Origin of the sequence: Alteribacillus bidgolensis, assembly GCF_002886255.1 — a bacterium.
GTDB lineage: Bacteria > Bacillota > Bacilli > Bacillales > Marinococcaceae > Alteribacillus > Alteribacillus bidgolensis.
In genome coordinates this window covers 497,399-519,886 of record NZ_KZ614149.1, presented here as the reverse complement: position 1 = coordinate 519,886, position 22,488 = coordinate 497,399, and the positions used below count along the sequence as shown (strand labels likewise).

At 37.4% G+C, this 22,488-nt stretch carries 21 protein-coding genes, 1 tRNA gene and 1 pseudogene; 2 read left to right on the top strand and 21 right to left on the bottom strand.

All coding sequences use genetic code 11. The annotated features are described in order from the left end of the window. Window positions 1-8: 8 nt before the first annotated feature. From CEF16_RS24225 to mce, 6 genes and pseudogenes are all read right to left on the bottom strand, one after another. Window positions 9-161, bottom strand: a pseudogene (locus CEF16_RS24225) (EscU/YscU/HrcU family type III secretion system export apparatus switch protein); the annotation flags it as partial. Next, on the bottom strand, window positions 113-2,356 hold the full coding sequence (locus tag CEF16_RS02765) for a hypothetical protein (RefSeq protein WP_091579357.1): 2,244 nt from the start codon (window positions 2,354-2,356) through the stop codon (window positions 113-115). The pseudogene CEF16_RS24225 and the gene CEF16_RS02765, both read right to left, overlap by 49 nt. A 241-nt stretch (window positions 2,357-2,597) precedes the next feature. Beyond that, complete coding sequence (locus CEF16_RS02760; protein ID WP_091579355.1) at window positions 2,598-3,785, bottom strand: DNA polymerase IV; 1,188 nt, start codon at window positions 3,783-3,785, stop codon at window positions 2,598-2,600. A gap of 99 nt (window positions 3,786-3,884) precedes the next feature. Beyond that, a complete protein-coding gene (locus CEF16_RS02755; protein WP_091579352.1) occupies window positions 3,885-4,373 on the bottom strand; it encodes a transcriptional regulator, SarA/Rot family in 489 nt (162 codons plus the stop codon). Window positions 4,374-4,429: 56 nt separating this feature from the next. Beyond that, entirely contained in the window at window positions 4,430-5,551 is a 1,122-nt protein-coding gene (locus CEF16_RS02750; RefSeq protein WP_091579349.1) for a M20/M25/M40 family metallo-hydrolase, read from the bottom strand. Between the two features lie 62 nt (window positions 5,552-5,613). Further along, window positions 5,614-6,024: a methylmalonyl-CoA epimerase gene (gene mce / locus CEF16_RS02745; RefSeq protein ID WP_091580701.1), complete on the bottom strand. Its 411-nt coding sequence runs from the start codon at window positions 6,022-6,024 to the stop codon at window positions 5,614-5,616. A 155-nt stretch (window positions 6,025-6,179) separates the two neighbouring features. On the opposite strand from mce, the gene prli42 reads away from it, so the two are divergent. Beyond that, a complete protein-coding gene (gene prli42, locus CEF16_RS23550; RefSeq protein ID WP_158735217.1) occupies window positions 6,180-6,272 on the top strand; it encodes a stressosome-associated protein Prli42 in 93 nt (30 codons plus the stop codon). A 59-nt stretch (window positions 6,273-6,331) separates the two neighbouring features. Here the strand turns inward: prli42 and CEF16_RS02740 are convergent, their stop codons facing one another. From CEF16_RS02740 to CEF16_RS02685, 12 genes are all read right to left on the bottom strand, one after another. After that, a complete protein-coding gene (locus tag CEF16_RS02740) occupies window positions 6,332-6,886 on the bottom strand; it encodes a L,D-transpeptidase (RefSeq protein WP_091579347.1) in 555 nt (184 codons plus the stop codon). A 40-nt stretch (window positions 6,887-6,926) separates the two neighbouring features. Then, window positions 6,927-7,946 carry an aromatic acid exporter family protein gene (locus CEF16_RS02735; RefSeq protein WP_091579344.1) on the bottom strand — a complete coding sequence of 340 codons (1,020 nt, stop codon included), beginning with the start codon at window positions 7,944-7,946 and terminating at the stop codon, window positions 6,927-6,929. A 100-nt stretch (window positions 7,947-8,046) separates the two neighbouring features. Then, window positions 8,047-8,121: transfer RNA gene (locus CEF16_RS02730), tRNA-Arg, on the bottom strand. Between the two features lie 120 nt (window positions 8,122-8,241). Further along, complete coding sequence (locus CEF16_RS02725; RefSeq protein ID WP_342750461.1) at window positions 8,242-8,613, bottom strand: hypothetical protein; 372 nt, start codon at window positions 8,611-8,613, stop codon at window positions 8,242-8,244. Window positions 8,614-8,872: 259 nt separating this feature from the next. After that, on the bottom strand, window positions 8,873-9,298 hold the full coding sequence (locus CEF16_RS02720) for a BrxA/BrxB family bacilliredoxin (RefSeq protein WP_091579341.1): 426 nt from the start codon (window positions 9,296-9,298) through the stop codon (window positions 8,873-8,875). A 107-nt stretch (window positions 9,299-9,405) separates the two neighbouring features. After that, window positions 9,406-10,464: a metal ABC transporter solute-binding protein, Zn/Mn family gene (locus CEF16_RS02715; protein ID WP_091579339.1), complete on the bottom strand. Its 1,059-nt coding sequence runs from the start codon at window positions 10,462-10,464 to the stop codon at window positions 9,406-9,408. Window positions 10,465-10,648: 184 nt separating this feature from the next. Beyond that, window positions 10,649-11,905: a dihydrolipoamide acetyltransferase family protein gene (locus tag CEF16_RS02710; RefSeq protein WP_091579336.1), complete on the bottom strand. Its 1,257-nt coding sequence runs from the start codon at window positions 11,903-11,905 to the stop codon at window positions 10,649-10,651. A gap of 15 nt (window positions 11,906-11,920) precedes the next feature. After that, entirely contained in the window at window positions 11,921-12,904 is a 984-nt protein-coding gene (locus tag CEF16_RS02705) for an alpha-ketoacid dehydrogenase subunit beta (RefSeq protein WP_091579333.1), read from the bottom strand. Further along, a complete protein-coding gene (locus CEF16_RS02700; RefSeq protein WP_091579330.1) occupies window positions 12,904-13,911 on the bottom strand; it encodes a thiamine pyrophosphate-dependent dehydrogenase E1 component subunit alpha in 1,008 nt (335 codons plus the stop codon). Before CEF16_RS02700 ends, CEF16_RS02705 begins: the two co-directional genes overlap by 1 nt. Before the next feature lie 20 nt (window positions 13,912-13,931). Beyond that, window positions 13,932-15,353, bottom strand: coding sequence for a dihydrolipoyl dehydrogenase (gene lpdA / locus CEF16_RS02695; protein ID WP_091579327.1), 1,422 nt, complete (start codon window positions 15,351-15,353; stop codon window positions 13,932-13,934). Window positions 15,354-15,835: 482 nt separating this feature from the next. Next, window positions 15,836-16,936, bottom strand: a complete 1,101-nt coding sequence (gene bcd / locus CEF16_RS02690) for a branched-chain amino acid dehydrogenase (protein WP_091579325.1) — start codon at window positions 16,934-16,936, stop codon at window positions 15,836-15,838. Window positions 16,937-17,202: 266 nt separating this feature from the next. Continuing rightward, window positions 17,203-19,266, bottom strand: coding sequence for a sigma-54 interaction domain-containing protein (locus CEF16_RS02685; RefSeq protein ID WP_091579322.1), 2,064 nt, complete (start codon window positions 19,264-19,266; stop codon window positions 17,203-17,205). Between the two features lie 198 nt (window positions 19,267-19,464). Between CEF16_RS02685 and CEF16_RS02680 the strand changes: the two genes are divergently transcribed. After that, window positions 19,465-19,716, top strand: coding sequence for a DUF2627 domain-containing protein (locus tag CEF16_RS02680; protein WP_091579318.1), 252 nt, complete (start codon window positions 19,465-19,467; stop codon window positions 19,714-19,716). A 40-nt stretch (window positions 19,717-19,756) separates the two neighbouring features. On the opposite strand, the gene CEF16_RS02675 is transcribed toward CEF16_RS02680, so the two are convergent. Genes CEF16_RS02675 through steA form a run of 3 tightly spaced genes read right to left on the bottom strand, consistent with a single transcriptional unit; the run spans window position 19,757 to window position 22,319 of the window. Then, on the bottom strand, window positions 19,757-20,566 hold the full coding sequence (locus CEF16_RS02675) for a hypothetical protein (protein ID WP_091579315.1): 810 nt from the start codon (window positions 20,564-20,566) through the stop codon (window positions 19,757-19,759). Further along, window positions 20,539-21,210 carry a glycosyltransferase family 2 protein gene (locus CEF16_RS02670; protein ID WP_170031537.1) on the bottom strand — a complete coding sequence of 224 codons (672 nt, stop codon included), beginning with the start codon at window positions 21,208-21,210 and terminating at the stop codon, window positions 20,539-20,541. Before CEF16_RS02670 ends, CEF16_RS02675 begins: the two co-directional genes overlap by 28 nt. Then, window positions 21,207-22,319, bottom strand: a complete 1,113-nt coding sequence (gene steA, locus CEF16_RS02665; protein WP_091579308.1) for a putative cytokinetic ring protein SteA — start codon at window positions 22,317-22,319, stop codon at window positions 21,207-21,209. Before steA ends, CEF16_RS02670 begins: the two co-directional genes overlap by 4 nt. Window positions 22,320-22,488 lie beyond the last annotated feature (169 nt).

Genomic DNA, 22,488 nt, shown 5'->3' with positions numbered 1-22,488 from the left:
CCGCAGCATTAATATTTCTTTTCCATTTCTTCTATAAGCAGCAAAATTTCTGCTATAACAGAATAAAGCTGCGGAGGGACATTATCACCTAGGTCCATATCTAATAAATTTTCTAGTAGTCCAGGGTCTTCTTGCATATGAATATTATTTTGTTCAGCCAATTAATAGGTTGTAAACGAGGTACAAGAATGAGTAAATTACAATTCAAACCGACCGAACAAAAAGTGAAACAATGAGCTTCTGCAATCTTTCCTTTTCCAAGCAATTGTTTAGCTTCGGCAAGCTGTCCACTTGCTTGAAGTAATTGTCGTTCTGTTTTCATATCCGTAAAAAGCATGACATCGCTTCTTAAAATGGCCCGATCTAATTTTTTTATTGCTGCTTCTAGAATTTTCTTAGCTTGAGGTGCTGATTGTTTGTCCTGCCGTATTAATTTTGATGCTTGTTCTAATTGTTTTAGTGTATCTTGCTTTATTTGTTTAAAATCATCCGCCACTTTTATAAGTTTCTCTGTAATTCTCGTTTCAAGCAGCTGTTTAGATTCGAACGGCACCGATGTCTGGATTGCTTCGTTAACTACATAGGAAGAAAGTTTACTTTGATTATCATTTACTTGCATAGCCTTTGTTAAATCTTCAAGTAAGCGATGAGTATGCTGTCTCGATGCTAATTCTTTTCTCTGATCTAAAAGTACTTGAGCTTTGGCTGTCTGTTCAGCTGCCGATGGCTGCAAACGATTTGGCAGTGACGGAACCAATTCACCTCTCACCTGATTTAATAACTTGTTCAAATCAGGTTCCTGATTTACCTTGTTTTTCAGGGATGGCAGCATTTCTTGAACATTTGCCCTTTCTTTTCCCGTTAATTCTATTTTGTCCAGTATATTTATCATGTGCTTCCTTCCGGCTTCATGCAGCTGTTCTGATTGATTGATGAGTTTCCCCATTTCACGAACATAAGTTCTATAAAACCCTGCTTTTTCTAAAGCTTGTTGGATGTCAAGGTGCATTGCTCCCTTGTTTCCGGCTGATGAACTTGCCATTTGGGAAAGCACTCGATCTAATGTTTGTGCTATTTCCCTTTTATCACCTTGTTGTAAAAGCTGTTTTATTTTTTGAAGCACTTTATCGGCAGGTGCTCCAGCTTGTAATTCCTTGCGCAGCTGATGCAATGGTTCTTCTAGTCTTTCCATTGGTGCGGGGGCCATTTTAGTTCCTGCACTTTTTTCTAACGTGCGCAAAGCATTATCGAGCTTTTCCCGTCCAGCATTGCTTAGTTGTTCTGCTTCTTTTATAGCTTGTTTTAACTGAGAAGCTTGTTCTTTTGTAAGTTCCGGATGGTTTAATACTTCACGTTGTATTTGTTTAATGGTTTCTTTAGCAGAACCTCCATTATGCAGTGCATAACGTATATCTTGAATATTTTCTATTAAAGACGAACTCACTGCCCCAGACTTCTCTCTAGGCAATGCCCCTTCTGTTTTCAACGTATCGGACAGTACTTCTTTTGCTTGACGTGTTTTCCCTTTCGAAATAAAATTTTCTACTTCTTTTACTCCTTTTTCTGCATCTGATCTCTGTCTTTCTGTTAGAGCGGAATGATTGATTATCTTTTCTTTGATTTCTTTTAAAGCCTTAGAAGGTTCTTCTCCTTTTTGAAGCTGCGTTCGTATATTTTGCACTGTCTCCTTTAGTCCTTCTTTATCACTCGCTTCTGCCGCTCTTATTCCTTGTTTTACTGCCTCATTTACTTTATCGGCTGACATTTGTGTTTGTGATTCTTGAGAGTTGTAGTTAGATACAGAGAGACTTTTCATAAAATTAACAGCACTTTTACTATGTAAACCTTCATGTATATCTCTTAAGTTATTTTCTGTTATATCAATCCTTTTATTAGCTGCTGCTTGCACCGTTTGTAATTTCTGCTCTGTCGTACCTGATGATTTTTCCATGAAGTTTTGCAGAGAACGAGTGGATGTTTTGGTAAGTGCTGTGCCTAAATCTAACAAAATTGAAGCTCCGCTTTTTACGGCATTGGAAGGCTGATGAACTCCTAAGTTTTTTAAAATAGAAGAAGTAGAAACTGCTCGATTTTGTCCGTCTATATTATTTTGGCTGTTGGTAAGAGCACGAACCTGAAGTTCGCCCTCTTTTCTGTTCGTTACTTGAAAAGCAATGTTGTTTTGCTTAGGCATACCACCTTGAAATATTGCATGTATTTTCCAGTTATTAAGACGTATTGTCGCTTCATTGTTTCCCCGCCGTTCTAATATATTTGCACGATATACAGCACCTTCTCGTAATGGTAAAGAAGAGGACTGGTTTTGTTTAGAAGATATATTTGCTGACAATTTCACACTGTTCACCCCGATTAATCACTCTGCCTTTATTATCGGCTTCATTCTGTTGATATTTATAAGACTTACGGACTAGATCTATTCCCTGTTTTTTACTCCTTTCATTTTCAAAGCATTAGAAAAACTCGGCTTGCCGTCCATTCCTTATAAGCGGAAGTCGTAGTTTTTCTTATACTTTGATCCTTTAACAAAGTTAAACATTCCTAAAATATAAAAAAAGGCTTGTGCCTTTACACACAGCCTACTTTTTAAGAGAACTTCCTTTCGAAATAATATTGTCTCCATACTTATTGGTCAGTTCAGCAATTGAATGAGATAATTCGGCTTCTTTCATATCTTTTTTGTATGAAAATAAGTCTAGTTGTTTATAAGCTTCTGAAAGAGGAATGACGTTCAAGGCGGTCACACCTATTAACCGGACCGGTTTACCATTCCAATGCTTATTGAGCAATTCGGCTGCCTGTCGTTTTATCTCTGCACCCGTAAAAAGCGGATTGGGAAGTTTTCTGCTTCTTGTTATCGTCTGTCGATCACTATATCTAATCATCAATTGTATGTTAGCAGAAGACACTTCTTTTCGTTTTAATCTTATTTCCACTTTTTCAGAAAGAGTCTGAATAACGTTCATCAGCTCTTCTTTATCTTGTACGTCGGAAGACAACGTTATTGAATTCCCCACACTTTTAACTTCCTTTGCAGCTTCTGGGTCCACTGAACGATGGTCTATTCCATTGGCTCGTTCACTTAGTTTTTTGCCTTTCACTCCAAAGCGCCCTTGCAGAGAAGAAGCTGAAAAAACAGCTAAATCTCCAATAGTCAATATATTCCAATCTTTTAATTTTACGGCTGTCTTATGCCCGATACCATGCATCTCTTCAACGGGAAGAGGCCATAACTTTTGGGGTACTTCCCTTTTTCGAAGAACCGTCACTCCTAACGGCTTTTTCATGTCGCTGGCCATTTTTGCTAAAAATTTATTTGGAGCTATTCCTATACTGCATGGCAATCCTAATTCTCTGTTCATTCTGTTTTGCAATTCATATGCAGTCTGAACTGTTTTTCCTTCTTTAAAAGGAATTGTCATATCCAAATAACCCTCATCGATGGAAACAGGTTCCACTAACTCGGTGTATTCCTCTAATAAATGAAACATCTCGGCAGAAGCTGCTCTGTACTTATCAAAATCGGGAGGTCGAATAATTAAACCGGGACATTTTCTTTTCGCTTCCCAAACAGGCATCGTAGTCTTCACGCCATACGCTCTTGCCTCATAACTAGCTGTAACTACGATTCCTTTTCTTTCTTTTGGATTGCCTGCTATAGCTACTGGTTTTCCAGCTAAAGAAGGATCATGTATTCTCTCTACTGATGCATAAAAACTATTAATATCTACATGAAAAATTACTTTTCCTTTCCATTGCCTTCCCATCGAATCCTCCTTCCTCTAGAAAAACTCGGCTTTTTTCCGAGTACAGCGAATGCCGCAGCTAAAAAAATCCCCCATAAGGGGAAAAAGGGTCTCCTTATTTTATTGTTTGCTAAAATCACTCGTTTTTTCGACCCAGCGCACAAAATTTTCACCATGGAAGCGGCTGTTAGCGGTTTGTAAAAACGAATGAAAATCCTCTAAAAATTCTTGGTTAGACCTGCCGTAATGTTCTATAAATTGTAAAAACCGATGATCTTTTTCACTTGAAGCTTTTCGTATCTCTGCCCCTTTTTCCGTTAGAGTAACATAAGAAACACGTAAATCATTTTCATTTTTTTCTGTTTTCACTAATTGTTTACTTTTTAATCTTTTTATAATCTGCATCACAGTGGATAAGTCCCAAAGCCCAAGTTCCGCTATTTTGGACATAGTAGCTTTCTTTTCCATAAATAAAATCCAAAGGATATGCTGTTCTGCCTGAGTAATTCCTAAGTCGTTTGCAGCCGACTGCCAATCTTCTTCGACTACCTTCAGTGCGCCACGCAATAAATTTAAATAGGAATGATAATTTAGATGTTGATCTTCCATGGTTTCTCTTCACCCTTAATATGTTTAACTTAGTACTTCCTAGATCTTTTGGAATGTTATCTTTTAGATGTGCTTTCTTCAATAATTGCTGTCACCATTTCTGTTAATTTTACTAGTTCTTCGACAGAGATTTTTTCATTTGTAGTATGGATCTCTTCATATCCTACAGCTAAATTAACCGTTGGGATTCCGTAACCGCTAATAATATTAGCATCACTACCTCCGCCGCTTTTCAACAGTTTAGGAGTTCGCCCAATTGTTTGTCCCGCTTTCACAGCTGTAGAAACGACATGATCTTTTTCACTTAATTTATAACCTGGATACATGACGGTAACCTCAACTTCTGCTTCTGCTCCCATATCATTTGCTGTTTGTTCAAAAGCTGTTCTCATTTTCTCAACTTGTTTGTCCATTTTTTCTTTAACTAGAGACCTTGCTTCAGCAAGCACATATACTTCGTCGCAAACGATATTCGTTTGTGACCCTCCTTCAAATCGGCCTATATTTGCTGTTGTATCTTCATCGATACGACCGAGCGGCATTTTCGAAATAGCTTTCGCCGCTACTGTTATTGCTGATATCCCTTTTTCTGGTGCAACTCCGGCATGTGCTGTTTTCCCTTTAACCTTTACAATTATTTTAGATTGAGTTGGCGCGGCCACAATAATATTGCCAACCTTCCCGTCACTATCTAAAGCATATCCGTATTCCGCTTTTAATAAGGTTTCATCAAGAGCTTTTGCTCCTACCAGCCCGGACTCTTCCCCGACAGTAATTACAAATTGAATCGTTCCATGAGCCAAATTATTCTCTTGAACTGTCCTGATGCATTCTAGCATTGCGGCAATTCCTGCTTTATCGTCTGCGCCTAAAATAGTGCTGCCATCTGTTTGAATATAACCGTCTTTTATAAACGGTTTAATTCCTTGTCCGGGCACAACCGTATCCATATGGGAAGTAAAATAAATACAATCAGCCTCGGTATTTCCTTCCCATGTACATATTAAATTCCCGGCAGCATGCTCCGTTGTCTCACCCGCATTATCTTCTTCCACTTTAATCCCTAGATCTTCAAATTTTTGTGTTAATACTTTAGAGATTTGCTTTTCATTTTTTGTTTCGGAATCAATTTGTACTAGCTCCATAAATTCATTAACAAGGCGTTCTTCATTAATCATATGCGTTCCTCCTGCTATGTTCATTTCCTATCAATTTTTGTTTTTGAAGAATAAAACAAGCTTTATTTCTTTTCGCAAAACTCAAACAGTACTCGTCCTGTTGAAGCTGGATGTAAAAAAGCAACGTCAGCTCCGCCAGCTCCTTTTACTGGTTTATCATTTAATGTTTGGATACCTTCGTTTCTTATTTCGCGGAGCCGTTCTTCAATGTTTGCTACACCAAGAGCTACATGATGTATACCTTCGCCGTTTTTTTCAATAAATTTTGCTACTGGACTGGAAGAGTCTAATGGCTCTAGCAGTTCTAATTTCGAATCGCCAATAGCTATAAACGCAACTTTAACTTTTTGGGCTTTTACTTCTTCCATTTTCAATAGTTCTAATCCGAGTACATTTTCATAAAAAGGTAAGTGCTCTTCTATTGACCTTACTGCTATCCCAATATGATCGATTTTTTTTGGGGGTTTTTGCATTATCATCCCTACTTTATGTATATAATAGTCGTTTTCAGCATGTATAACTTCTAGGTGCAGCAGTTTTTTTCCTGTTTTCAAAAGCAATAAAAGGTTGAGTCTTGTCCCTTTGCCCCGTAAAATATAAACTAACAATATGTATGGAGGGAAGAAACATGCCTAAAAAATTTCAAAAAACGATTATCTATATAATGATCATAACATTAGTGGTCGGAAGTGTCCTTACAGGTGCAGCCACTTTCTTTTAAAATACAACAGAATGAATATAAAAAGCCCCCAGCCATTAAGGAGGGGCTTACTTGTTTAATTATAACGATTTTAAATCTTCTTCTAAATAATACGGTTTATCTCCGTAACGAAGCCCTCTTTCATTAACGATCTGGGAAATGGATTTTGGACTGCTTTCGATCCATACTTTTGTTCCCGGAATAGTTTTTTCAAATAATTGATTAACTTCTTCATTTTTCATACGGATACATCCATTCGATATATGACGGCCGATAGATTCAGGACGGTTCGTGCCATGAATTCCGTAAACCCTTCCATTTGTGTTTTCAGCATCAAATCCAATCCATCTGCTTCCTAAAGGGTTTTTTGGATCGCCGCCTTTAATATCTAACTTTCGGTAATATGGCCGGATAGCTTTTACAATGACTGTAAATTCTCCTTCAGGTGTTAATAATTCCGTTTTTCCGGTTGCGACATGATATGTTTCTTCGATTTCTCCGCCTTCTATAAAAGCGAGCTGATTTGTCCGTTTATTTATTATAATATAGGGATCACCTGCATTAGGTACTGCATTCAGCGGCCATAAAACTGATTGTATCATTAAAGAAATTATAGCGATATTACATAATTTCATTTTCCTCAACGCCCCCGCGTCCATTACTGAGAATGAAGTTTTAATTAGTATCTCTCCTATTATGATCTCTATTCAATCGTTTCCCAGACACTGTACGAGTGCGCTTTGGATCTGGTTTAAACATCTTTTTTATTAGTAAATACTCTTCTATTTCATGTAGAATATAAAAAAGTGACGACCTTATTTCAAATTCTGCTCTTGATTTTGGAAGCTCCATTTGCTTTATTTCTTCTCTTAGTTCATTCAGTCTAATTAAAAAGTATCCAGCTGTGTTGCCTGGAGTAACAGCTTGACTTAATTCTTCCATAAAACCTGCCATTTTTTCTCCTTGAATAACCGTTCTGTCTAAAGTCGAGATAAAAGGCAGAATACTTTCTATAACATCTAACTGTTTTTCTCTCATATTAAAATAGTGATAAAAATAATCATCGTGCCGTAAAAAATGGTTATCAATATTTTTCATTGCTAAACTTTTTCCTTCTTCTATAAAAGAGGAAACTTCTGCAATTTCCTTTCCATCCCAAGAATTATCGCCGTAACGGAGAAAGGAAGCGTATTCTTGCCATATTTTTTCAAAACATTCCTCAAGCTTTACTTGTTTACAAATCAAAATCTTTTCTGCACTAGGCATATACATATTCATTACAAGAGCAACGCCTACTCCAATCGTAATCAAAAAAATCTCGTTTATCCATATAGCAATAGAAACATTCCCATAGGTATACAGATGCAGCATGATTACAACACTAGTTACTACGCCTTTTTTGACTCCTGCTGCTACAGCAGTTGGGATAAACAACAAAAATAAAACAGCAATCGACATAGGATGATAACCTAACACTTCAAAAATCACACTTCCATACCCTAATCCGATAATACAAGCGACAATTCGTTCCCAAGAAGCACGCACGGATTCTTTCTTTGTTATAGAAATACAAAGAACAGTTATAATTCCGGCTGACACAAAAAATTCTAACTGCAAAAATTGTGCAATAAAAATAGCTAATGCCGCACCGACTGCTGTTTTTAACGTTCTATATCCAATTCTCCATTTTGGCATAAGCAGCTCCTTCGATTTACAATTCTTTAACATTTCTCCTGTAAATTACAAAAAACTGCACAAACTAATTGTGCAGTACTGCTAGTTATGTATTCATTTATGGCGCGCCTACCAGGATTCGAACCTGGAATACGAGAACCGGAATCTCGCGTGATATCCCTTTCACCATAGGCGCAAACATAGCTTCTTCTCAAGTAAGACAACGCCTATTTTATCTGTTTTTTCCTTCTATGTCAATAAAAAAAAAGGAAAAAATCAGAAAAGGCAGGAAACTGAGTGTATCAGCTGCAGAACGTTATTCTTCTACCTCTTCCTTTGTGCCTTCTTCAAGCATTTGTTCGAACTTTTCACCAATGTGTTCTTGTGTATATCCAAATTGGTGAAGACGTCTCGTGAAATTCTGGGCATATAATTTAGTTCGCTTAGCCATTTTTTTATATTTTTTTGTTTCTGACGCACTTTTAGTTGTCTTCGCACGATTTTCAGCATTTGACATAATGCTTTCTACAACAAACAATCCTTTCCAGATTTTGTCTTCCTGAAAACTTTCCGCTTCACTGTCTAATTGGGATATGACGTCCTGATAAAATTGTTGAAATTCTTTAAAAGCAATTTCTTCATCCATATTTAAATATTTCTGCACTTGATCATATAATTTATCCATCATTCTTTCAGCCCTTTATGTATGAATTCTTACGTTATTATAGCACAACAATTTTTGGGATAGTCAAGTTTTAGAAACATTCGGTTTGCTTCTGTGTAAAAGAAATCTTCTAAAAATGTACGTCCTGTGACAATGGCTGCAGTCGTGCTTTCTGTGTGTTGAAGAAGTCATTTCTCATACATACGTTTTAGCTATATTTATTACTACTGAAATAAAATACCGCCAACAACTGAAAAAAACAGATGGCGGTATTTCTTCTTTATTAATTGCAATATTCGTCGAATGCTTTTTCGAGTTGTTGAACGACCTCAATTGGTTCATGGCCTTCAATTTCATGACGCTCTACCATTCTTTGAATTTCCCCATTTTTAACTAGTGCAAATGAAGGGGAAGATGGTGGATACCCTGTAAAATAGGAACGAGCCTTTTCGGTAGCTTCTTTATCTTGTCCAGCAAAGACAGTTACGAATCGGTCAGGTTTCTTTTCGTAATTTCTCATATACGCTGCTGCCGGACGAGCAATGCCGCCTGCACAGCCACAAACAGAGTTAACCATTACAAGTGTTGTTCCTTCTCCAGCCAACGCTTCCTCTACCTCTTCGGGAGTACTTAATGATTCGTACCCTGCTTCTTCCATTTCTTTTCTTGCCGTCTGTACAACATCATTTATCATAAAGTTAAAATCCATTTTATCCATCCTTTCATATCAAAATTTAATGTTCTGATCTTATTGTATCGAAAAAATGGAAATGACAGCAAGTAACTTTACTTTCTTGAAAAGAAAACCGTTCTTAATCAATAATTTAATGCTTCATTTAAATTTTCAATATTTTTATTCATTAGAGTAAAATAATTCTCGTCATTAGCAATATCCTCTTCCGTTAAGGATTCTAAATTGTGCAAATACAAGGCTTCAGCCCCTACTTCTTTTTGAACCAATTGTGCAACTTTAGAAGAAACATTTTGTTCAAACATAACATGATTTATGCCGTTTTCTTCCGCTAATTGGACAATGTTTTGTAATTGCTTTTGAGAAGGTTCATTTGTAGGAGAAAGACCGGAAATTCCGATTTGATGCAAGCCATATTTCTCCTCCCAATACCCATATCCGGCATGAGATACTAAAAACGTATTATTTTTCGTATTTGCTGCCATTTCCTCAAATTGGTCATGTATACTATTCAATTTTGTCTTCAAATTATTAAAATTTTCTTCGAATTCTTCTTCATTTTCAGGCCGAAGTTCAATTAGTTCATTTTTAATCTTCTCAGCTGCTTCACCAGCTAGTAAAGGATCTAACCATACATGTGGATCCTGGTCACCGTGGTCATGGTTATGGTCATGTTCTTCTTCATGGTTTTTTTCTTTTCCATGGTTCTCGTTTCCATGATCATGCTCTTCTTCCTCGTGTTCACCACTTCCATGACCATCTTCTTCACCTGTTTCTTCGTGGGAATGCGCATCATAAGTATTTAAGTCCAACTCTTCTGTGACTTCAATTGTTGCTGCACCTTCTTGCTGAGCTGTATCTTTAACTGCATCAGCAAATCCTTCCATACCTGCTCCATTATAAATAAAAGCATCAGATTCCGCTATTTTTACCATTGTTTGAGCTGTGGGTTCAAAGCTATGGACATCACTGCCAGCTGGTACTAGATTCTCTACTTGGACTGCATCACCGCCAATTATCTCTGTGAATTCTTCCCATGGGTACAGCGTCGTATAAATTTGCAGGGGTTCGCTTTCATTTTCTTCTGTATTGTCTGTATTATCTTGATTTTGTTCTTCTGTTCCACATGCCGCAATAGAAATAGATGCTCCCAATAACAGCAGGAAAATACCTTGGTTTTTCATTTCCTTTCCCCTTCCGTAATCATTACGTTTTATCCCTCAGCATTTTATCGTAAAAGTTACGATTTGTAAACAAGAATCATTCTGTTTTATTAGAAAAACTCTGCTTGCTGCTTTGAAGGTTTAGTGGCTGCAGATAGAAAAATAGAGCTGTTCCCATATGAATTGGGACAGCTCCTGACTTGTTTTAATAAATATTCTCTGATGCAGGATCAAAATTTTCCATTTTTTCTTTAATCCTTGCTAAAAACCTTCCGCAAATCAATCCGTCTAAAATACGGTGGTCTAGGGATAAACAAAGATTCACCATGCTTCGAATGGCAATCATGTCTCCTTGCATGACAACCGGCTTTTTATTTATCGATTCAACAGATAAAATAGCAGCCTGGGGAAAATTAATAATTGGCATCGATTGAACAGATCCAAATGTACCTGTGTTATTAACAGTGAAGGTTCCTCCTTTCATTTCTTCACTGCTTAGCTTACCGCTTCTCGCTTTATGGACCAATTCATCTATTTCCTTGGCAATACCTTTAATACTTTTTTCATCCGCGTTTTTAATAACTGGAACATAAAGTGCCTCGTTGGTACCAACTGCTATCGACATATGAATACCTTTTTTTTGAATGATTTTATTACCGCCCCATACCGAATTAATTTCCGGAAATTCTTTTAGAGCTTCAACAACAGCCTTTATAAAAAAGGGCAAAAAGGTTATAGAGAATCCTTCTTTTTGTTTAAAATCATTTTTAATTTTATCTCGATAAGAAACAAGGTTTGTGACATCAGCTTCTACCATTGTCCAAGCGTGAGGAATTTCTTGTTTACTTTTCACCATATTTGCAGCAATTGCTTTTCTCGTCCCGCTTAATGGTATTTCTGTATCTTGATCACCGGCTTCTGGTTTTTCGCCTGGCTTTTGTTTATACGTTGGGTACACCGGAGTGGATATTTCGTCTTCTTCCTGAACTGGCTTTGTTGCAGCTTTTGTTTCTGAAACATTTTCCGAACGTATTAGATGCTCCAAATCTTTTCTTGTTATTCTTCCGCTTCTTCCTGTTCCTTCTACTTTAGATAAATCAATGTTATGTTCTTGTGACAGCTTCATTACTGCAGGAGAATACCGTTTTTTCATTGAAGAGTTATCTGCAGGGTCAGGGTTTGAAGCATCGTCTTCTGTTTTTTTTGTTGTCTCTTTCGTTATTTGAGCTGTATCCATATAACAAATAAGCTCACCGACCTGAACAGTTTCATCTTCTTTTGCCACGATTTCAGTAATGGTACCTGAATAAGAAGAAGGTACTTCAGCATTCACTTTGTCTGTCGTTACTTCTGCTATCGGATCATATTTGTTCACTTTATCCCCGGGCTTTACCAGCCATTTTGTAATCGTACCTTCGGTTACACTTTCACCGAGCTGCGGCATTTTTATTTCTTCAGCCATATGGCCCCCTCCTTTCTAGAATTCTGCTAAATCACGAATTGCTTTTTCGACTTTATCCGGATTCATCATAAAATATTTTTCCATCGCAGGAGCATAAGGCATCGCTGGGACGTCCGGGCCTGCTAAACGCTGGACAGGGGCATCCAAATCAAATAGACAGTTTTCTGCAATTACAGCAGACACTTCGCTCATAACACTTCCTTCTTTATTGTCTTCTGTTACGAGCAGTACTTTACCAGTTTTTGAAACAGCTTCTATAATTGCTTCTTTATCTAAAGGGTAAATCGTTCTTAAATCAAGTATTTCAGTGGATATTCCGTCCTCCTTTAGTTTTTCTGCTGCCTGTAAAGCAAAGTGAAGACATAACCCATAGCTGATCACCGTAACATCCGAGCCTTCTTTTTTTATATCAGCTTTTCCAATGGGCAGTGTATAGTCCTCATCGGGCACTTCTTCTTTAATTAAACGGTAGGCTCTTTTATGTTCAAAAAATAATACCGGATCATCATCACGGATGGCTGCTTTTAAAAGGCCCTTAACATCATATGGAGTAGAAGGCATCACAATTTTTAATCCTGGAACATTAGCAAAATGAGCCTCCACTGATTGGGAATGATACAAGGCCCCATGAACTCCGCCGCCATATGGTGCACGAATCGTTAAGGGACAATACCAGTCGTTGTTTGAACGATAACGTATTTTAGCAGCTTCAGAAACGATTTGATTGACAGCGGGCATAATAAAGTCTGCAAATTGCATTTCGGCAACCGGCCTCATTCCATACATTGCTGCTCCTATGCCTACACCTGCAATAGCTGATTCGGCAAGAGGTGTATCAAGTACTCTTTCGCCTCCAAACTCTTGATAAAGTCCGTCTGTCGCTCGAAAAACGCCTCCTCTTGCGCCGACATCTTCGCCTAATACAAAGACTTTTTCATTTCTTGCCATTTCTTCACGCAAAGCCGCCGTTACAGCTTGAATGTAAGTTAAGACAGTCATTACAACTCACCGTCCTTTTCACTATATACATGCAGCAGAGTGGAATCTGGGTCAGCATACGGAGCTTCTTCTGCAGCCTCTGTTGCTTCGTCAACTGTTTTTCTTATATCTTCGAGCATATTTTCTTCTACTTGATCCGTTAGTGTATTTGTTTCTTTTAGATATTTAGCAAACGTATGAATGGAGTCCAATTGTTTTGCATCCTCTACTTCTTCTTTCGTTCGATAAGATCTGTCATCATCGTCACTGGAATGTGGAGTCAGCCTGTAGGATACAGTTTCAATCAAGGATGGCCCTTCTCCTTTTCTAGCACGGTCCCAAGCTTCTTTAACTGCTTCATAGACAGCAAGCGGATCGTTTCCATCCACAGTCACTCCGGGCATACCATAACCCATTGCCCTATCTGAAACTTTTTCGCATGCAAGCTGTTTCTCAATAGGAACGGAAATAGCATACTTATTATTTTCACACATAAAAATAACAGGCAGTTTATGAACACCAGCAAAATTAATACCTTCATGAAAATCACCTTGATTAGAAGATCCCTCTCCAAACGTTGTCAACGTAACAAAGTTTTTCCTTTCCATTTTACTGGCAAGGGCAATGCCAGCTGCATGTGGCACTTGAGTGGTCACTGGGGAAGATCCGGTAACAATTCGATTTTTTTTCTGCCCAAAATGTCCGGGCATCTGCCTGCCGCCTGAACTTGGATCCTCTGCTTTAGCAAAACTCGACATCATCAAATCTTTTGCTGTCATGCCAAAGCTTAATACTAACCCCATATCACGGTAATAAGGCAGAATATAATCCTCCTCCGTGTTCAAAGCCATTCCGGCACCTACTTGGGCTGCTTCTTGTCCTTGACAAGAGATAACAAAAGGTATTTTGCCAGCCCTATTTAAAAGCCACAACCTTTCATCAATCTTTCTTGCTAATAGCATTGTTTTATACATCTCTAATACTTTTTCATTTGATAATCCCAGTTGTTCATGTTTTGTTGAGGCCATTGTATACCTCCTTAATAGTTTTATGAGTGGATGGCTTTTCCATCAACCGCGAGTGAACCTTCCCCTAAAATCTCTGACAAGGCGGGATGAGGGTGTATCGTTTCACTGATTTCAAAGTTTGAAGCATCTACTAATTTTGCAAGCGCCGCTTCAGAGATTAAGTCTGTTACATGTGCTCCTATCATGTGGACGCCTAGAAGATCATCATTTTCTTTATTGGCTACAAGCTTTACAAAACCTTCTGCATCCCCATTAACGATTGCTTTCCCTATTGCTTGAAATGAAAATGTTCCCGTTTTTAAGTGATACCCCTCACTTACTGCTTGGTCTTCTGTTAAACCGATACTCGCCGCTTCTGGCCTGCTGTAAGTACATCTTGGAACAGTCGTTACATCGAGCGGCAAAGGTTGTTTTGAACAGATATGCTCAACCGCTATGATACCTTCTCTTGAAGCAACATGTGCAAGCTGCATACCTCCAATAACGTCTCCAACCGCATAAATATGAGATTCTTTCGTTTGGTAATATTCATTTGTGCCAATGAATCCATCTTCTACTTTAATGTCGGTGTTTTCTAACCCGATGTCTTCTATATTTGCATTCCGTCCAACAGACAATAGTAACGTGTCAGCTGTAAAACTTTGTTCTATTCCATTCACTTCAGCTGTAACAGATACTTTTTCATTCTCGGTTGTACTACCAGATAATATTTCAGCGTTTGTAACAATGTGGACTCCTCGATCTTTCAACCGCCGAGTCATTTCACTCGAAATGTCTGCATCCTCTCCTGGAAGAATTCGATCCGCATATTCAAGCACCGTAACATCAACATCAAAATCTGATAACATAGAAGCCCATTCAATTCCGATCACACCGCCTCCTATAATATTTACAGAGGCTGGAAGTTCTTTTAAATGTAATGCTTCATCTGATGTCAGAACTTTTTCTCCATCTACCTCTATTTCAGGGAGCAGCCTGGGCCGTGAGCCTGTTGCAATAATAATATTTTTAGGAAGCAGCATAATATTTTCTGAACCATCTTTCATATCAACTGATATAGTGCCAGCAGCAGGAGAAAATATAGAAGGACCAAGAATACGCCCGTGGCCTTCATATATATCAATTTTCCCCTTTTTCATTAGACTTTTGACACCATTATGAAGTTGATTGACAATATCATCTTTTCTTTTTTGCACTTTATCAAACTGTAATTCTATACCTTGTACAGAGATGCCAAATTGATCACTTTCTTTAATCGTAGCATGAACTTCAGCACTCCGAAGTAAAGATTTACTCGGGATACAACCTTTATGTAAACAGGTTCCTCCTACTTTTTCTTTTTCAACCACAGCAGTTTTCAAGCCGTGTTGTGCGGCTTTAATTGCTGCAACATAACCTCCTGTACCAGCACCTAGTATGACCAGGTCATATTCCTTAGCCATAATTGTCCCCTCCTTCTAGTATCTACCCCTAATTTAAGATTGTTTTATTTCCTCTCTAATCCCTATAAGCAAGGTTGTGGTTGTGTTGTCCCGGATATTTAAAACACTTATCCCATTTTAGTTGAAGTGGTTCGTCATTTGTCTTTAGAAAAAACTTGGCTTGCAGCTCTATTAAGAGAAAACCGCCTAGGCAAACGAAATTCTATTTAAAACGTACACTTCCTGTGCTCAACTTAGAAGTCGCCACGTCGTGTGGAAGTGCGTCTGTGGGAACGGCGGCATTAGACGACCTGTACATTGAAAGCCTTAGTCTTTTCTTAATTGATTCCTTTAGCAAAGTTAATTATTTCCTAAAGTATTAATAATAGCTTGGACATAACACCTGCAGTTAGAACATAGCATGTAACTCCCTCTTCCTTCCAGCACAAAGAGCTGTCTTTCACAATTGGATATATCAACAATTGTTATTAAACCTATTATACTTAATAAGATCGTCTGCTTAAGATATGACAGCCATTTCTTAAAAATTGTTTTCGAGAGTCTTTCATTTTTTCAATTCTTTCTTCAGCCAGCCTGTCAGCTGCTAAGTAAGTCGGAATACGATCTCTTTTTGAAATGTCAATAACCTTTTTTATGTTGTCGTATACTCCTTCTACTTTTTTCATGGCTCTTTCTCGATTATATCCATAAAGTTCATCTGCTACGTTAATAACCCCTCCTGCATTAATAACATAATCTGGTGCATAAACAATATCCTTCTCATGAAGCATTTCTCCATGTTCGTCTTTTTTTAATTGATTATTAGCGGCTCCAGCAATCACCTTTGCTTTTAATCTGTTTATTGTATCATCATTTATAACAGCACCTAAAGCACATGGACTAAAAATATCACACTCTACGTCAAATATACTATCAGGATCTACAGCTTTTGCGTTAAAATCACGGACAGCCCGTTCTACAGACTCTTTATGAATATCTGTTACAATTAATACCGCACCTTCTTCATTCAAAAGCTTACATAAATGATAAGAAACATTTCCAACCCCTTGAACTGCGATTACTTTACCTGTTAATTCATCAGAGCCGAATGCTTCTTTTGCAGCGGCCTTCATTCCCACGTATACTCCGTACGCAGTAACCGGTGAAGGATTACCGCTGGAACCAAAAGCTGGTGATATGCCTGTAACAAAATCAGTTTCATCATGAATAATGTCCATATCTTCTACTGTCGTTCCTACGTCTTCTGCTGTAATATAGCGGCCGTTCAGTCCTTGAATATAGCGGCCGAAAGCCCGAAACATTTCTTCATTTTTATCCTTTCGGGGGTCTCCTATAATAACTGTTTTACCTCCCCCAAGATTTAATCCAGCAGCTGCATTTTTATATGTCATCCCTTTTGCAAGACGAAGAGCATCTTCAAAAGCAGCTTCTTCGGAATCATACCTCCACATTCTCGTCCCGCCAAGAGCAGGACCAAGGGTAGTGTCATGAATAACAATAATAGCTTTTAAGCCTGATGCTTTATCTTGGCATACCACTACTTGTTCATAATTATATTTTTCCATCTCTTGAAACAATTTCATTAGTAGTGCCCCCTGATTCTGTATTTTTATCATCATATTTCAAATACTTGGCATCTACGCTTTATTTGGTAAATCTTACTGACCAATTTTATCAGCCGCAGCTGCTTCATTCTTTCTATATTTAAGATAGCTCTGACTCTCTCATCATCTTTTGCCTTATTATGTAAAAATGCAAATGACATGCCAATGGCTAAAATGAAAAACATATCATTTGTATGGAGGTTATAGCTAATGAAATGTGTGCACTTTTTTTCATACTAAGAAAATTATTGCATGCCATTATATTCAATTTTATGCTTTTCTAATTTGTAATACAAATTTCTTACGGAAATACCGAGTTGTTTCGCAGTTAAGGTTTTATTATTCTGATTATCTTTTAGTACTTCTTGAATTTTATTTTTTTCAAACGCTTGAACGTCTTCTTGCAGTGTAGTATGTTTCTTATGATTTCCTGATGTTTGGACGTGATTTGAGTGGTGTGTCAAACGAAGCGGCGGAAGATGTCTTGTTTTAATCATTTGGTCCGTATTCTGCATCGAAATAACCGCTCTTCCTAGCACATTCTCAAGTTCCCTGACATTTCCTGGCCAATCATAATGATATAAAGTATCTAGCACTTCGTCTGAGATATTAGAGACACTTCTTCCAAAATCTGAATTTATTTTATCGAGTAAGTGGTTGCACAGTTCTTTTAGATCACTTTTTCTTTCCCGTAATGAAGGAATATAAATCGGCATCTTGTTTAAGCGGTAATATAAATCTTCACGGAATTTATTTTCATGAACCGCTTTTTCAAGATTGATATTTGTAGCTGCTATCACTCTTACGTCAATAGTAATTGATTTTGCAGCTCCAACTTTAACAATCTCTCCTTCTTGTAAAACACGCAGCAATTTAGCTTGAGTAGACGACGACATCTCCCCAATTTCATCTAAAAAAATACTTCCCTTGTCGGCTTCTTCAATTAACCCGCGCTTCCCTCCTTGCTTAGCTCCAGAAAAAGCCCCTTCCTCATAACCAAAAAGTTCACTCTCTAACAATGACTCGGAAATAGCAGCACAATTCACCCTGATAAACTTATTGAATCTGCGGCTGCTTGCGTTGTGAATAGCATGAGCAAACAATTCTTTTCCTGTACCAGATTCCCCGCGTAATAAAACTGTAACGGGGACTCCTGCACTCAATTTTGCCTGTTCTAATGGGACTTGCATTTCTTTTGATCTTCCGATGATATCTTCAAAATTATATTTTGCTTCTAATGTCCGTATACGTTTTCGGGCACGTTTTAATTCTTCCGTTAAAGTTCGTATTTCTGAAACATCATGCAGTACTCCGACACTGCCTTTTATTTTCCTATCTACGATCACCGGTGCAACATTAACAATAACTTCTTTTTTCTTAGGACCGACTTTCATTCTAACCCCTCTTACAGGTTTTTTCGTATCCAACACTTGCATGTGCATGCTGTCGCCTTCTGAAATGTCGGTATGAGCAGGTTTTCCAATTACTTCTTCTTCTGATAGACCTGTCAAACGGGTGTATGCCGGATTGATCATTGTACCATAGCCGTTTTCATCTACAACGGATATAGCTTCTTCTGAGGAATGAATGATAGACTCAAGCATTTGTTGAATACTTTTTAAGTTCGTAACTTCTTCAGCCATTTTCGCAATTTCCGTTACATCCTTAAAAACAGCTAAAGCTCCGATGCACAATCCGTGTTCCCATAAAGGAAGGCGAGTAGTAATAATCGAACGGCCGTTTTGAAAAGTGAGCTTTCTGTTTGTTTCTTCTATGCTGGTTTTCATCACTCTTTTTAACCCACTTTCCGGAAGAATTTCATCAATTAATGCTCCTTCTGCTTGGCTTTGAGAAGTTCCAGTCATTTCTGAGGCAGCCCGATTGAATAAAATGATTTTTTCTTCAGTATTAATCGCTATCATCCCATCATGAGTAGAATGTAAAATGGTAGATCTCACTCTGTCATGACTTTGAAGGGCTTGAATTAATTGTTCTTTATCATGAATTAAATCATAGAGCACATTAGCAACAAATGCTGGAATAACAAGAAATTGATGATTAGAGTAATTATATATTTGCTGGAATACTTTTTCTTCGCCTGTTGCTTCAATCACCATATCAGGTTTTAACTTTAATAGTTCTTTCCAATATTTAGTAGTTGATATTCCTGCTTCTTCTGCTTTTTTTAATCCGGGAGCTGAAGGATTAATATCAGCTATTCCGATTATTTTAAGACGCCCGCTTTCCATTAACATTTTAAAAAGAGCCGTTCCGCCTTTTCCCCCACCAACAATAACAGCTGTTTTCACAAATATCCCCCTTTGGACAACATTGTATAAATAGAGTACAATTAGTAAAGACTCGGCTTGTCGCCAAGTCCTTAATGGCGAAAGCCTTAATTTTTCTTATACTTTAATCCTTTAATAAAGTTAAACGTCCTTAAAGTATAAAAAAGAAACTTGGCAAAGCCAAGCCTTTATAGTTATTATTTAGGAGAGAAATAACTCATGCGGCTGATTGCGTTATTAATTTTAGTTATTCCTGGTATAATGGCAGCCTTAGGCATAAAGTTAATGAGGGATATGCTTTTTCAAATTTTACAGCCTCCTTTTCCCTTTTTATGGCTGCAATTTTTAACTGGTTTGTTAATGCTTGTTTTTGGGATTTGGTTTATTTCCGGTTTTGTTTTTTACCGGGATCGTAAAAATAAAAAAGTAGGCATTCGGTATCAATCAAAAACGGGCCCGAGCAGCAAGTAAAAGGTTGACTATTTAGAGTCAGCCCTTTTATTATTCCATTTTATTCCATCCTTTCCCTTCTCCCCAAATGATCAATTTCCTTCAAAATATGAACTTTTTCAATAAAAGCATGAATCGAAATTTTTTCTGCTAAATAAGTAATACCAACAAGAATGCCCATAAAAAAAAGTTGAATACTAAAGGGAAAAAACTGCATTCCCACCCATGCTATGATTCCTCCGGCCAAAGCAGCTCCATTATCTCCAAGCATTCCTTTTTTCGTTATTTCTAAATACCCCCATACCCCCATTGCCACCACTATATAGAAAAGCATGCCTGGCACCGGCCTTACAGACAGAAATATAAGCAACATTAAAACATGAATGCTTACCCATTTCCAAACTCTAAGTGGTCGTGTATCGAGAGAATTACACACATGTGGCGATAATACGAACAACATAAATGTAATCACCGTACCTATTTGCATCGTTGCTTCTGCTAAAAGGAGACTGACACTTGCAGAAATGACAATAATTACAATTTTTGTAAGCCCTGTCGTCCACTCTCCTTTTTTTATAAAAAAATACATATGTCCTTTTATTCCTTTTGGATAATCACTTCCACGTACATCATCAATCCATCCGGCGGTCCAAATTCCTACTATATATACCATAAAAGCTAATAAATGATCGGGTGGCCATAAAAGAATAAAATTAAAAACAAAAAGTAACAAAACAATTCCGAGTGTAAATGGAATGTACATATTTTTATAATTAACAGCCGTCCACCCAAATTTTACAGAGCTGTTTCTCAATACAGGCCAAAAGATCGGCACCATTGCACTTAAGAGTATGATTTTCCATATTTCCATAGGCACCTTTCCACCTCCAGCCATTGCTTGGCACGGTGACACATACCTTGAATTCCCCATCCTTTGCCGTCATGTACAAATGGCACTTCTACTTCTTTAATTCTAAATCCTTCTTCTACAGCTTTTAATGTCATCATCGTCTCTAGACCGAAACCTTCTGCCTGTAATTGATGATAATGTTCAATATGTTTTCTTCGAAAAGCTCTTTGTCCTGACAATGGCATTTGTAAAAGCAGACCACTTCTTCTATGAATAAGACGCTGTACCCTTCTCTTAACAAGTCCAAAACCATTTTTTCCACTTCCCATTACTGTACCAATAACTAAGTCAGCTTCATTTGATTCCAATGGATATAATAATTCGCTGCCGTATATTGCACTGTCTCTTAAATCTGCATCTAAAATTACAATAAACTCTCCTTTGCTGGCTAACCATCCTGCTTTTGCTGCAGCTGTTTTTCCATGATTTTTAATAAATGAAATCGATACATCACAATATTTTTCCATAATTCTTCCAGTAGAATCAGAACTCCCATCGTTTACTCCAATTAATTCGTTTGCCCAGCCAGCTTTGCGTAGAGTTTGCAATGTTGATTTTAAATGTCGCTCTTCATTATAAGCTGGAATAATAACACTTGTTTTCACGCTTTCATTTCCCTCATTTCTTTTTCTGATTTCGAACCACGTAAAAATGGTAAAGAATGATATATTTTTCTAAAATGCCAAAATAAAGACTGTGATTTTCTGCTATTATCATAAAGGTGATGTATCCCTTTTAAATCAATAATTTTACTGCCTGCAAGCATTTTTATTAACAAAGAGGACCCCATGCCCTTTCTTCCTTTGCTGAGATATTCTTCCATATCACGATGACCGCCAAGCAAATAAATTTTTTTCGCTCCTTCTTTTAAAGCAAAAGCAATGGCAGCATCTTCACTCAAACCGATAAACGTTACAGTATTAGCTGATAATTGATGATCCTTTACCCTTTGCATACCCGGTGAATGACCTTTTGCGCCTTGATGCACAATAAGCTTGGCTCCGCATTGTAATACTTTACTGCTAACAGAGTCCATGTCTCCTATAATGTAATCAGGATGCATATCCTTATGAAGCATCTCATTAGCTGCTCCATCAACTGCTATCAATGAAATATTATTACCATTTCTTATAAAGTATTTTTTCACGCAATCTAAGTCCTTTTCATAATCAGTTCCCCGAATAACAATTAACACATCTTTTCCTTGTAAAGCTGATCCATGTTCCCATTTTTTCCAACATTCTAACAGCTGTATTAAATCTTTTTCTGCGTACGATATACTATTGCTGCTAAATTTCTCAAAAGTAATAGGAAGATTTTTCTTTCCTTTTTCTTCTAATAAGCGTACAAATGGCATATTGTATTCTTTTAATGGTCCAACATCATATTTTTTTTGAGAATAAATCACAAACAAATAATTATGATTAATCTCAATCTCTCGTCCATGTATCCATTTACCTATATCACTATTTGGATGAATATCAAATACCTTTATGTTTTGCTCTAACAGCCTTTTGACACCTTCATGAAAAAATTCTCCGCTCATAGAACGTTTTAAATTTATGACGGCTTTGACATTCTTTTTTATTAAACTTTCTGCAGCAATCGGATCTATGTCTTCATGATCAATTACAGCAATTTGTTTTTTTTCAATTTGATTTGCAAGAATTTTTGTTTTTTCATGAAAGTGCGCTTTTCCTTGAATCTTATCCACGCTGCTTTCACCCCTTTTTTATACTTTAGGAAAGTGACTTTTCTAAAGGAATCAAGTATAAGAAAAGACTAAGGCTTCCAGCATGCAGGACGTACCAATTTCGTGCCACAGACCGTGGTGCCAAGCCAAGTTTTTCTAATACCTTTTTCTAGTATGGTCCAAATCGGAG

What these genes read in the sequence shown, in the direction of transcription:
- CEF16_RS02720 (WP_091579341.1), bottom strand. Translation starts at nt 9,298, where the DNA reads ATGGATTTTAACTTTATGATAAATGATGTTGTACAGACGGCAAGAAAA.
- CEF16_RS02675 (WP_091579315.1), bottom strand. Translation starts at nt 20,566, where the DNA reads ATGGAAATATGGAAAATCATACTCTTAAGTGCAATGGTGCCGATCTTT.
- CEF16_RS02680 (WP_091579318.1), top strand. Translation starts at nt 19,465, where the DNA reads ATGCGGCTGATTGCGTTATTAATTTTAGTTATTCCTGGTATAATGGCA.
- CEF16_RS02705 (WP_091579333.1), bottom strand. Translation starts at nt 12,904, where the DNA reads ATGACTGTCTTAACTTACATTCAAGCTGTAACGGCGGCTTTGCGTGAA.
- CEF16_RS02750 (WP_091579349.1), bottom strand. Translation starts at nt 5,551, where the DNA reads ATGATTAATGAAGAACGCCTTGTTAATGAATTTATGGAGCTAGTACAA.
- CEF16_RS02710 (WP_091579336.1), bottom strand. Translation starts at nt 11,905, where the DNA reads ATGGCTGAAGAAATAAAAATGCCGCAGCTCGGTGAAAGTGTAACCGAA.
- mce (WP_091580701.1), bottom strand. Translation starts at nt 6,024, where the DNA reads ATGCAAAAACCCCCAAAAAAAATCGATCATATTGGGATAGCAGTAAGG.
- CEF16_RS02755 (WP_091579352.1), bottom strand. Translation starts at nt 4,373, where the DNA reads ATGGAAGATCAACATCTAAATTATCATTCCTATTTAAATTTATTGCGT.
- prli42 (WP_158735217.1), top strand. Translation starts at nt 6,180, where the DNA reads ATGCCTAAAAAATTTCAAAAAACGATTATCTATATAATGATCATAACA.
- CEF16_RS02725 (WP_342750461.1), bottom strand. Translation starts at nt 8,613, where the DNA reads ATGATGGATAAATTATATGATCAAGTGCAGAAATATTTAAATATGGAT.
- CEF16_RS02715 (WP_091579339.1), bottom strand. Translation starts at nt 10,464, where the DNA reads ATGAAAAACCAAGGTATTTTCCTGCTGTTATTGGGAGCATCTATTTCT.
- CEF16_RS02740 (WP_091579347.1), bottom strand. Translation starts at nt 6,886, where the DNA reads ATGAAATTATGTAATATCGCTATAATTTCTTTAATGATACAATCAGTT.
- bcd (WP_091579325.1), bottom strand. Translation starts at nt 16,936, where the DNA reads ATGAAATTGTTTCAAGAGATGGAAAAATATAATTATGAACAAGTAGTG.
- CEF16_RS02760 (WP_091579355.1), bottom strand. Translation starts at nt 3,785, where the DNA reads ATGGGAAGGCAATGGAAAGGAAAAGTAATTTTTCATGTAGATATTAAT.
- CEF16_RS02735 (WP_091579344.1), bottom strand. Translation starts at nt 7,946, where the DNA reads ATGCCAAAATGGAGAATTGGATATAGAACGTTAAAAACAGCAGTCGGT.
- CEF16_RS02700 (WP_091579330.1), bottom strand. Translation starts at nt 13,911, where the DNA reads ATGGCCTCAACAAAACATGAACAACTGGGATTATCAAATGAAAAAGTA.
- lpdA (WP_091579327.1), bottom strand. Translation starts at nt 15,353, where the DNA reads ATGGCTAAGGAATATGACCTGGTCATACTAGGTGCTGGTACAGGAGGT.